The sequence below is a fragment of the Paenibacillus sp. CMM36 genome, from assembly GCF_053570945.1.
The window spans coordinates 293596-303876 of sequence record NZ_JBSEDY010000007.1; the positions used below are offsets into that span (position 1 = coordinate 293596).

The 10281-nt window shown below is 40.4% G+C and carries 14 protein-coding genes and 1 pseudogene; 14 read left to right on the forward strand and 1 reads right to left on the reverse strand.

Features of this window, described 5'->3' with window-relative positions; genetic code table 11:
• The first annotated feature begins 28 nt into the window (after positions 1 to 28).
• The 14 genes and pseudogenes from ACWA2B_RS16365 (at position 29) to ACWA2B_RS16430 (ending at position 9697) form a co-directional block, all read left to right on the forward strand.
• Positions 29 to 334 (forward strand): hypothetical protein, encoded by a 306-nt coding sequence (locus ACWA2B_RS16365; RefSeq protein ID WP_318627480.1) that lies wholly within the window; start codon positions 29 to 31, stop codon positions 332 to 334.
• A 174-nt stretch (positions 335 to 508) separates the two neighbouring features.
• Positions 509 to 742 (forward strand): hypothetical protein, encoded by a 234-nt coding sequence (locus ACWA2B_RS16370; protein ID WP_318627479.1) that lies wholly within the window; start codon positions 509 to 511, stop codon positions 740 to 742.
• A 118-nt stretch (positions 743 to 860) separates the two neighbouring features.
• Positions 861 to 1511 (forward strand): hypothetical protein, encoded by a 651-nt coding sequence (locus ACWA2B_RS16375; protein WP_449292412.1) that lies wholly within the window; start codon positions 861 to 863, stop codon positions 1509 to 1511.
• A gap of 260 nt (positions 1512 to 1771) precedes the next feature.
• Positions 1772 to 2059, forward strand: coding sequence for a hypothetical protein (locus ACWA2B_RS16380; RefSeq protein ID WP_449292413.1), 288 nt, complete (start codon positions 1772 to 1774; stop codon positions 2057 to 2059).
• Positions 2060 to 2291: 232 nt separating this feature from the next.
• Positions 2292 to 3478: pseudogene (locus ACWA2B_RS16385) on the forward strand (phage portal protein).
• Positions 3468 to 3854 carry a hypothetical protein gene (locus ACWA2B_RS16390; RefSeq protein ID WP_016821850.1) on the forward strand — a complete coding sequence of 129 codons (387 nt, stop codon included), beginning with the start codon at positions 3468 to 3470 and terminating at the stop codon, positions 3852 to 3854. Before ACWA2B_RS16385 ends, ACWA2B_RS16390 begins: the two are co-directional and overlap by 11 nt.
• 403 nt (positions 3855 to 4257) lie before the next feature.
• The gene (locus ACWA2B_RS16395) at positions 4258 to 4872 is read left to right on the forward strand and encodes a DUF4355 domain-containing protein (protein WP_340956409.1); all 615 of its coding nucleotides are present in this window, start codon (positions 4258 to 4260) and stop codon (positions 4870 to 4872) included.
• 31 nt (positions 4873 to 4903) lie between these two features.
• Positions 4904 to 5734 (forward strand): P22 phage major capsid protein family protein, encoded by an 831-nt coding sequence (locus ACWA2B_RS16400; RefSeq protein ID WP_016821848.1) that lies wholly within the window; start codon positions 4904 to 4906, stop codon positions 5732 to 5734.
• Between the two features lie 98 nt (positions 5735 to 5832).
• Entirely contained in the window at positions 5833 to 6051 is a 219-nt protein-coding gene (locus ACWA2B_RS16405; protein ID WP_340956407.1) for a hypothetical protein, read from the forward strand.
• Positions 6044 to 6355, forward strand: a complete 312-nt coding sequence (locus tag ACWA2B_RS16410) for a phage head-tail connector protein (protein WP_016821846.1) — start codon at positions 6044 to 6046, stop codon at positions 6353 to 6355. Before ACWA2B_RS16405 ends, ACWA2B_RS16410 begins: the two co-directional genes overlap by 8 nt.
• The gene (locus ACWA2B_RS16415; RefSeq protein WP_016821845.1) at positions 6355 to 6645 is read left to right on the forward strand and encodes a hypothetical protein; all 291 of its coding nucleotides are present in this window, start codon (positions 6355 to 6357) and stop codon (positions 6643 to 6645) included. Before ACWA2B_RS16410 ends, ACWA2B_RS16415 begins: the two co-directional genes overlap by 1 nt.
• A complete protein-coding gene (locus tag ACWA2B_RS16420; RefSeq protein ID WP_449292414.1) occupies positions 6642 to 7793 on the forward strand; it encodes an Ig-like domain-containing protein in 1152 nt (383 codons plus the stop codon). Before ACWA2B_RS16415 ends, ACWA2B_RS16420 begins: the two co-directional genes overlap by 4 nt.
• Positions 7794 to 7855: 62 nt before the next feature.
• Positions 7856 to 7981, forward strand: a complete 126-nt coding sequence (locus tag ACWA2B_RS16425; RefSeq protein WP_256873800.1) for an SHOCT domain-containing protein — start codon at positions 7856 to 7858, stop codon at positions 7979 to 7981.
• Positions 7982 to 8071: 90 nt separating this feature from the next.
• On the forward strand, positions 8072 to 9697 hold the full coding sequence (locus ACWA2B_RS16430) for a recombinase family protein (RefSeq protein WP_340956398.1): 1626 nt from the start codon (positions 8072 to 8074) through the stop codon (positions 9695 to 9697).
• Positions 9698 to 9757: 60 nt separating this feature from the next.
• Here the strand turns inward: ACWA2B_RS16430 and ACWA2B_RS16435 are convergent, their stop codons facing one another.
• Positions 9758 to 10045 carry a hypothetical protein gene (locus ACWA2B_RS16435; protein ID WP_340956397.1) on the reverse strand — a complete coding sequence of 96 codons (288 nt, stop codon included), beginning with the start codon at positions 10043 to 10045 and terminating at the stop codon, positions 9758 to 9760.
• Between the last annotated feature and the right edge of the window lie 236 nt (positions 10046 to 10281).

Here is a 10281-nt window from a genome sequence, read left to right on the forward strand (position 1 = left end):
CTATATAAGTATCCATTCGGATAAGTACATGTCCAAAATTAAATCGGAGGTTGCTGAGCAATTCTTAACCTCTGTTTTGGGATTCACAAAAGCAAGTCACCTAACATTTCATAAAGAAGTCAATGGGGAGATTGTTAAAGTAACTGGTATTCTCGCTAATCCAAATGGGAACTATGCTTTCGACACACTTGATGGTACTGAAGAAGTAAATTTAATTGAAATTGATGTACCAACATACACTGATGACATCTTAGAACTAATATTATCTAGCATTGCAATTTCGATTACGAAAGAATTTTCGTGGATAATTGACGACGACCATGGATTGAACTAACGGGTAGAATAGTTAAGTGTTGTGGCAACCATACAAGCTGATAACTGTAATCAAGACAATAACAGTTACAGCACTCATGATGCCTAAATTTCTTGAACTTTTTAGACATGTGAATCGTATGTATCATGATACATAAAGAAACATTATAGGAATCCTTATGAGGGAGAGATTTTATTGAAGAAGGGCTTAAAGTGGACGCTGTGGATTGTATTGCTGCTGATTTTAGGTGGTATTGTTTTAAACTTTTATTTGAATTATTTCACATTCGCCTATGCCTTGATGGGAGTACTCCTGCTTGTATTCTCGGGTTGGGGAGCTGTGGCCAAATTAAATAACGACGTACATGAATATGAGGACCATATGAGAAGAAATTCGAATATAGAAGACATTGAACAATATACCAGATAGCGTCCAGACTGCGAGCTTAATTTTTTTATAATACAATATTGGTAAATGAAGGATAGAATTAAACATTATAAAATATGGAGGTCGGAGTGTGGGGATTTACAAGAAGAGATTGCTTATTATGGCAGGATGTATTGCTCTATACGTAACGTTAACAGGTTGCGGGGAATCAACCAAAGAAAGCAAAGACAACGATAATGCTGTAGAGACAATAAGCACGGTTGAATCAACTGCTGCAGATGAAGCTGTGACTGATACAGTAAGCGGTGAGGCTTCTGAGCCAGTAAAAGATCAAGGCACAACTATAGAACCTCTGATCACCAAGGCAGGAGGACTTGGTGATACGAAGGAAACTATCGAACATCTCCGCGGGGCAGATGAGAATGGGCAAAATGCTGGCATTAGTTCTTATCAGAACAATAGTTTTCTGGCTATTTATGCCGAAGATGACGTTACAAAGAAAGACACGGCTTTGAATGTAACCCTGTCATTTGAAGCTACGGATACGCCAAGGCGCTCTGTAAAGGAAGCTATACGCGAGGCTTCTTCTGTAATTCCAAGTGACGCTGTTAAGGTCAAGGAGTATAAGGTAGACGAGGGGCGAGATGTTATCCAGTACGAGAGTAAGCTCCTTTCAGAACGGTTGAAGGGTTGGTATGAACTTGATGCAGCGAATAGTCCAGAATCTATGCCCGGCACCTTTATCGTCATACTGAAGCACGATGAAGAGGGAGTTTTCTCAGTCGTGGTTGGTGCTGGTAATAATCCGTAAATAAGCTCAACAGATAATAACTAGAGTTGGACGAGTGCAAATAAGGTTAGCTCCTCGCCTGTATCTTAATAATTTTCTTTGAAGATAAACGAGCTGTTAAACAGATGAAATGTATTTGTGTCCATTTACGTTTTGATAATAAGACACCTGGTATTAAATATCCGTCCACCTGTTGCCCGTAATAATATATTGTTACCAATAGATACTTGTTATAATCCCCGTTTGGCTTAATCACGGGTATGTAAGGAGGTTAATATTCTATGGACGGCTGGAATGAGGAGAAGGTTCTGGAACAGAGTGATATTCATCAATTGAGTGGTGAGATCTATCAGATCCTACACGAGAGGATTGACAAGCTAGGTGTAGCATATGGCATCGTTAGTGAATTTAATTATAACCCTGAGGAACCACCGTTCTGGACTATTACTATCGAGGACTATGAAACCGTGCTTACCTCGGCCATCTTGTTCCAATATAAGAAACAGCATAGAAATTTGAAGGATGCGTTAACTCATTTTATGCGCGATCACTTCCCATACTTCACTTAAGCAGAGTATCAACGGTGAAAGGAAATTCAACAAGGAACTACCTTATTAAAAGGTGGTTCTTTTCTTTATTCAAGCAAAAATTAGATAACCCATTTTGAAAGGAAGGATGTATTTACAAATTACGGAACAAATCATTATAGAATGTCTAAATGAACTCCAATCGGCTGCAATAGCCAAACAGAAATATGCAGATTACTACAATGGTCAGCATGCTATTCTCAAGAACTATGCAATGCAAGAAAGCCGCAGCAACCAAAAGCTTATCTTCAATTTCCCACGTAAGTTCGTGGATAATGAAGTCGGTTATCTGCTCGGTAAGCCAGTAAACTATGTGTCCAAGTCGGATCAGGATGATGCCATACATAATATAGATATACATATGAGTCATTGGGACAAAGAGCATAATCTACAGCTTCGGAAACAGTCTGAAATCTTTGGTGAGAGCTTTGAATTGAACTATATTGATTCGGAAGGTCAATTTTCAGCGACGGTGCTATCCCCTTTGAATGCGTATGTATTGGAGGACGGAACAGCAGAAAGAAATGTACTGTTTGGCTTACATAAATTTACCCGTCGATTCGATAAGCAAGTATATTTGGATGTGTACACCAACCATGAAATTCTACATTATACAATCGGCAACGTTGACAAACAGATTCAGAGTAAGCAAAATCAATCGCCTGAATTAAAATATATCGGCAAACATAATCACATCTTTGGAAGAGTTCCGCTCATCTCCTGTCTAGCCAATACGGAGAGAAAAAGTGGCTTCCAGGATGTGATTTCTTTGTTCGATGCCTATAACGCATTGAATTCCGATTTGGTCAATAAATTGCAGATCATCGCAATGCCTATCTGGTGATTGAGAATGCCAAGCTGGAAGCTGAAGACTTGTTGAATATGAAGAAGATGGGCATTATTCAAGTTCCGGCTGGAGGAAAGGTAAGCTGGCTTACGAAGGAGATTAATGATTCTTTTGTAAAGAACGAGTTGGACAATATTGAACGCAAAATTTTCGACATGATGGATCAGGTTAACTTTAATGAAAATTGGGCCAGCAATACATCTTCCCTAGCGCTTAGAAACAAGCTGCTGAATCTGGAGAATCGAGTAGCAATGCGTGAAGCCTTAATGGAAAAGGCAATCAAGCAGCGTCTACGCAATTTCTTCACCTTTCTGTACATTAAAGAAGGCGTTCAATATGATTACCGGGATATTGCGGTGAAGTTTACTCGCAACTTGCCGACAGATTTGGTTGGGATGGCAGATGTGATTGTGAAACTGAAAGAAGTGGTCTCACAGGAAACGTTGCTGACGTTGCTTCCGTTTGTTGAGAATCCGAAGCTGGAATTCAATAAATTTCATTCGGAGCAGCAACGATTAATTGCTACGGATAAGGAGGTATCAAATGCAGAATAAAAATAGGTTTAAGCGACTGGTCAAGAATAATTGTGCTTGTTATTTTGGAGCGAAGTACGGTATCCCAAACTATTGCTGTTTACAGGATGGCCCATGTGTATTCTTTATTCAAGGTGATGCTCTGCCCCGTTGTACATATTTTGAAAATGGAGTGCTGCCAATGGATGAGAAGCTGGAGCGAGAATATAAGTCTGATCGGAATGTAGAGGTTGGGTTTAATACAGCAAAACCGAGGGTGAACTGTACACGTTGTGGAGGAACATTTTCGGCAAATTCGAATCGGCAGAAATACTGTGACAAGTGTAGAGGTAGGGCGAGAAAAGAAAGTATCAGGATGCGTGTTCGGAAGTCCAGACAAAAAGACAGCTCGATGTAACGCTTTAGAGGTTGAAAAAGTCATATAAACAAAGGGTTAAAAATAGGCGGGAATGAGGAGTTGGTATGCTTGTACCTTTTCGTCACTTTTGCGTTTTCTAATGCGTTACATGATTGTCTTGAACATGATATTCAATATGATACAGTTTCACCATACATATACGTTTCTGAGGTTTAGGTAAGCAATAGGGTGGATGTAACGCTTTAGGCTATCCAAAATACGCATAAACAAAGGATGAAAAACAGGCAAAAGTGGGGAGTTGGTATGTTTGTACCTTTTCCTCGTTTTTGTGATTTCTAAAGCGTTACATTGCTGTCCTGAGCATGACATTAAAAGGCTCCATACATACATAAGCGTGTTCGGTTCTGAGGAGTCGGATGGGCAATAAAGGAGATTAACGAAAGTGAAATTGGAACAAGTGAAGCAGTTGATTGAAGAAAACCAAACAAACGAGGAATGGCAAACGTATCTTCAGGGTTTAAATCCGTATAGCGTAGAAGGGATAGAGCGATATATCCAATCCAACAAGGAAGCAAAAAGTTGGTTCGATAGCACGGTGGACAAACGATCCGCTAAATCGTTGGAAACGTGGAAAGCCAATCATTTGGAAAGTGCAGTGGACGCTGAGATTAAAAAGCGATTCCCGGCTAAGGATGAGAAAGAAATTGAAGTCGAGAAGCTGCGAGCCGAAGTGGAGAATATGAAGCTAGAGAAGCAGCGTGAACGGTTAACCAGCCAAGCGATTAAAATTGCATCCGAAAAGAAACTTCCACTCCCTTTAGTGGATTTTTTTATTGGTACAGATGAAGACGCAACGACAGCGAATTTAGATATGTTGGAACAATCGTTACAACTGGCAATTCAACAGCAAGTCGAGCAACGACTCAAAGGAGATGGCTATACACCTCCGGCTGGTTCAACAGGTAGCACATTTACATTGGATTCGATCAAAGGAATGTCCCAAAACGAAATTAATCAGCATTGGGATCAAGTCAAACAAGCATTACAAAACAAATAATAATCAATAGAAAAGGACAGGGTGATTAGATATGTCAGTACAAAATTTTATTCCTACCATTTGGAGCGCACGTTTAAATGAAAGCCTGAAAAAGAATTTGGTGTACGGTAATGTCGTCAACACCGATTACGAAGGGGAAATTCAAGGCCAAGGCTCCACTGTAAAAATTAATTCGATTGGGGCAGTAACGATTGGCAATTATGATAAAGCTGCTGGAATCGGTAACCCACAGGAACTAGATGCTACGCAAAAAACGTTGGTGATCGATCAGGCCAAGTATTTCAATTTTCAGGTGGATGATGTGGATGCTGCTCAAGCGAATGTGAATCTACTGGATGGTGGGATCGTAGAAGCTTCGTATGGGCTTGCTAATGTGGTGGATCAGTATCTCGCTGGATTTTATACAGAGGTTAGAGCTGAGAATACAATCGGTAATGATACAACACCTATAACTCCAACGAAAGATACGGCCTATGATTTACTGATTGATCTAGGCGTACTATTGGACGAAAATAATGTACCTGAAACGGAACGATTTGTGGTGGTTCCCGCATGGTACTATGGCTTGCTGCTGAAAGATGCACGTTTTACCAAAGACCCAAATATTATTCGCACAGGCTATGTGGGAGATATTGATGGCATGACTGTTTATAAATCCAACAATGTGCCAAATACAGGAGGAGTTAAGTATAAAATCATCGCAGGTCATAAGAGTGCGATTTCGTTTGCCGGGCAAGTGGATTCGGTGGAGGCGTTCAGACCAGAGAAACAATTTTCAGATGCAGTGAAAGGGTTACAAGTATTCGGAGCTAAATGTATCAAGCCGGAGGCTCTTGCTGTACTCACAGCCAATAAGTCTTAATTGAGAATGGGATCATATGAAAACACATTATAATAGAAGAAACACGTTTAGGGTGTCCGCTTTGGATGCCCTTATTTTCATTTTTGGAGGGTGATAAGATGTGGTTTTTGAATCAGGAAACAGACTGCATATGGGAAGTAACAGATCAGGAGCTGATACTGCGGTTACAGGCTAGTGGACATTATGAGCAAGTAGAGGAACCTAAACAGGATAAGACGGAGCAAGATGTACCCCAAACGAAAGCTCAAGCTACCAAGAGCATGAAGCGTACCGAGAAGGAACAGGTAAAGGAGGTACAGGAGACAGCACATGAGTGAGCTAATGGATTTGATGAAACGATTATTAGGCATGGAACCAACAGACATATCCAAGGATGATATCCTGATCCATTATTTGAATAAAGCGAGGAGTAACATTTATGGCTATTGTAATGTGGCGACACTGCCTGTGGAATATGATCATGTCATGGTCGATTATGCGGTGTTTCTTTATAAGAATAGGGAGTCGGTTGGACTTATAAATAAACAGGAGGGAGAGCGATCAGCTAACTATGAAACAGGCATTCCGACAAGTATTCGATTGGCTCTTCCTCTACCTAAAATCAAGGTCGGAACAGATTAATGTTCTATGATACGAAGCTGGAAATTTTGGATAATGCCAATTTCACACCTGTTCTGTCAGTGAAGGCAGATGTACAACCTTATCGCAAAAGCTTTTCATTTGAAGATGGTTACATACTAGAGACAACATATCGAGCTTTCTGTCCACTGGAATCTTTATTGCAATTAAACGGCTATGTTCGAATTGGCAAGGCTGTCTTTATTATTTTGGACATGAAGGAATGGAGCGATTATGTGGAGTTGTATCTGTATCGCTGCAAGCAGGATTTTGCATTGGAGGTGAAGGAGTGACACGAAGCTTAGGACCCATGCTGGATTTCTTCCTGCGAGAGAAGGGAGAGCTTGTGCATATTAATGGTATGCGACAGCTTGCTCTAATTCAAGATGCGACAAATACCATTCAAATGACCGATGAAAAAATTATTCGGGCAGCAACACCTTTACATACAGGAGATATTGTGGATTATCGTGATGAACGTTATTTAACTACTAGTCAGGTGGATCGAAATGAAAAGTCTTGTCGAGGCAGAATGAAAAAGTGTAATCAACGGCTGGCTTTGAACTGGAACGGGCAGGTAGAATGGTTTGATACTGTGGTAGAAGCCAGAACGTTTTCAACGGAAACAGGTAAAGTTATCTCCATGCCAGAGGGAAATATTATGGTTAGTTTACAGGACAATGCAGATACGAGGGGTATTACATTAAGCCAACGATTTTATATGACTCATCAGCCATTTAAAGTGACTGGAATTGATCGCACGATGAATGGCATCATCCTGTTAAGCTGCACATTAGATAGCATAAATACAGCTTATGATGATGTGGAAAATAACATTGTAGACCGATGGAAGTACGAAATTGCTCATACATACGCATTACATATACACCAGGGAACGATAGCTCATGTACCTCTAAACGAAACAATACAGTTGAATGTGACTGCTACGGATAATGGAAATGAGATAGCCAATCCGACGATTACCTATATATCAAGTGATCCAAGTGTAATTAGCGTAGATCAGCAAGGTCAGGTTATGGGCATCGCTTTGGGACAAGCAAGCATCACTGCGAAATTAACGTATCACCTCACAGTACGAAGTACCATTGAATTGAGAGTCGTTAAAACGGGGACACATATCTATTCGATAGCCATTATCGGCAATTCAGTTCTAAAAACAGGCCAAAGCGCCTCATACGTTAGTCATATTTATGACCATGGTACTGAAGTGTTCAACCAGTCGGTAGAATGGAGCCTACGGAATCAAGATGGTTCAACTCCGATCATGGGAAGCATAACAGCGAGTGCAGGAAATTGTGTGACGGTGAAAGCTGGAAGCAGTAGTGGAGCGGACAATAAAGCCCTTGTACTGACTGCCACTTTAGTAAGCGATCCTAGCATTACCACAGAAAAGAACATTAGTCTTAAGAATTTATTCTAAGCTTTGTATCTATCGGCTTGCCTTCGTGGTGAGCCATTTTTATTTCAAAGGAGCACATACATATGCAACGAAAATCTATTGATTATCTACTGAGTCTAAGCCTATTGAAGCAATTGAGATTACAAAATGTCATTACAGAAGAAGAGTTCATAGCGATTGATGAGCTGAATAAAAAGTCTTTCAAGTAGCTGTAACATTGGACAGAAATGGACTTGATGATGTACCGCACGCATTATAACATGTGACCGTATAAGAAGATATCGAAGGGAGAAACACCTATGGCACAAGCCACAACCGCAAAAAAAGTCGTTGTCGTTCCCATTAAAACGATGGACATCGTAGAAGGAATTCAATCTATTCAAAAGAAGAAAGTCGCTGCCTATTGTCGGGTCAGTACAGATTCCGAGGAGCAAAAGGAGAGTTATACGAATCAGGTCAATTATTATACCCAATACATTCAAAACAACTTGGAATGGGAAATGGCGGATATTTTCGCAGATGAAGGCATCACCGGAACCAGCACTAAAAATAGAACGCACTTTAATCGCATGATAAAGGATGCCCGAAACGGTAAACTGGATCTTATACTGGTCAAGTCGATTTCGAGATTTGCTAGGAATACACTGGATTTATTGAAATATGTACGGGAACTTAAAAGTCTTGGAGTGGCTGTATTCTTTGAACGGGAGAATATTAATACACTGGATACCACAGGTGAAGTATTACTGACTATCCTCAGTTCCCTTGCCCAAGATGAGAGTCGAAATATTTCGGAAAACAGCCGGTGGGGAATACTACGTGGCTTCCAAAACGGCAAAGTTTTCTGTAACACGAACCGCTTCCTCGGCTATGATAAGGATGAACATGGTGAACTGGTCATTAATGAGAAGGAAGCCGAGATTGTACGGCGCATATACGAGGAGTATTTGGATGGCAAAAGCTATCAGGCGATTGCCAGAGGATTGATGCGAGATAAGATTAAAACAGTCACGGGTGGCGATACGTGGTGGGATTCCTCCATTACCTTAATTCTGACCAATGAGAAATATTACGGAGCTTTGCTTCAGCAAAAGACGGTAACGGTAGATTTTCTAACCCACAAACGAATAAGGAATAAAGGACAAGAACAGCAATATTTAATTGAGAACAACCATGAGCCGATTGTATCCAAGGAACTATTTGAAGCGGTGCAAAAGGAAAAGGAACGGAGGGCCAAGCTGAAAGGGAGTGTGATGGGGGAGAGTAAAAGATACTCCAGTAAATATGCACTAAGCAGTAAAGTATATTGTGGATGCTGTGGAGCCATTTTTAAACGCCGAACCTGGAACAGCAATAATCTATCCAAAAAAGTAGTATGGCAATGCAAAACGTATGTAAATGAAGGGAAAGCAGCATGTGATGCCAAATCAGTCGATGAACAAGTTTTACATTCCGCGTTTGTACGATTGTTCAACCGGATGTATAAGGATAAGAAAGGATTCAATAAAACGCTAAAAGCCAATGTTGAATCGGTACTTTCCAGCAGAGTAGAGCAAGAAACACTATTGAACATCGAAGGACAGATGCAACAATTGAAATCCGACTTGAAGGAATTAGTGAATCTCAAGCTACGGAATCAGATTGATGAAATTGTATATGATGAAGAAACGAACAGACTTTCCAGTGAGCTCAACGAGCTACGGCAACAGATGCTGATACTAGAGGAGGAAGAGGATCAGAAAGCAAAAATCAAGGAACGAGTCGATGAGATTATTCAAATCCTAAGCTCACGGCAAGATATACTGGAACAATTTGATGATAACCTATTTAATGCGTTGGTGGAGAAGATCACGATTCTCTCACCAGCGCATTTTGTTTTTACCTTGAAAAGTGGAATGAGCATAGATGAAATCATAGAAGATTAATAAAACATTGTTAAATGAATTTATCGGCTAGAGAAACCATAGTCTGAGACAATCAATGGGCTAACGAATATTTGTGGAGTGTATGACGGGAAGAATCAATCGAATCCCGTCTTTTACTCCTTCCATATAGATGGATTGTTTGTCTTGACTTAGCTGATAGCCTATGGCTTCTTCCCATTCAGATAGTAGATGTTGGATATCCTCAGTTTGGTTGGTTTTGAATTGATCCATTTGAGTGAATAGATGCTCATCTTCTGATAAATTTGAAGCCTGTTGTTCACTGGCTAGTTCTAATTCATAAAACCGTTGGCGTAACGCTTCGAGAAACCAATCTGGCGAATTTGACATAGCACATTTCCCTCCCGTTGTTTGAGTGTGTGTATGTTAACTCTGATGGGGAGAGATGGCAAGTTATTGTTTTGGTGTAGGGATTGACTATTTGTCCTTTTCTCTTGTTTTAAGATTAAGTTAAGGGAACATAACCTTTTGCGTGATGCCGAGCTTCATCTTATAGATGCGGATTCAACCGTTCAAGCGGGAACGATTCAGGCATCCTTTTTCACCACGGTTCACAGTATCCCGGA

Bases quoted from the DNA above. Each gene is read 5' to 3' on its own strand.
- ACWA2B_RS16410 (WP_016821846.1), top strand. From the start codon at position 6,044: ATGAGTGAGCTAATGGATTTGATGAAACGATTATTAGGCATGGAACCA.
- ACWA2B_RS16435 (WP_340956397.1), bottom strand. From the start codon at position 10,045: ATGTCAAATTCGCCAGATTGGTTTCTCGAAGCGTTACGCCAACGGTTT.
- ACWA2B_RS16375 (WP_449292412.1), top strand. From the start codon at position 861: ATGGCAGGATGTATTGCTCTATACGTAACGTTAACAGGTTGCGGGGAA.
- ACWA2B_RS16425 (WP_256873800.1), top strand. From the start codon at position 7,856: ATGCAACGAAAATCTATTGATTATCTACTGAGTCTAAGCCTATTGAAG.
- ACWA2B_RS16430 (WP_340956398.1), top strand. From the start codon at position 8,072: ATGGCACAAGCCACAACCGCAAAAAAAGTCGTTGTCGTTCCCATTAAA.
- ACWA2B_RS16365 (WP_318627480.1), top strand. From the start codon at position 29: ATGTCCAAAATTAAATCGGAGGTTGCTGAGCAATTCTTAACCTCTGTT.
- ACWA2B_RS16390 (WP_016821850.1), top strand. From the start codon at position 3,468: ATGCAGAATAAAAATAGGTTTAAGCGACTGGTCAAGAATAATTGTGCT.
- ACWA2B_RS16380 (WP_449292413.1), top strand. From the start codon at position 1,772: ATGGACGGCTGGAATGAGGAGAAGGTTCTGGAACAGAGTGATATTCAT.
- ACWA2B_RS16405 (WP_340956407.1), top strand. From the start codon at position 5,833: ATGTGGTTTTTGAATCAGGAAACAGACTGCATATGGGAAGTAACAGAT.
- ACWA2B_RS16400 (WP_016821848.1), top strand. From the start codon at position 4,904: ATGTCAGTACAAAATTTTATTCCTACCATTTGGAGCGCACGTTTAAAT.
- ACWA2B_RS16415 (WP_016821845.1), top strand. From the start codon at position 6,355: ATGTTCTATGATACGAAGCTGGAAATTTTGGATAATGCCAATTTCACA.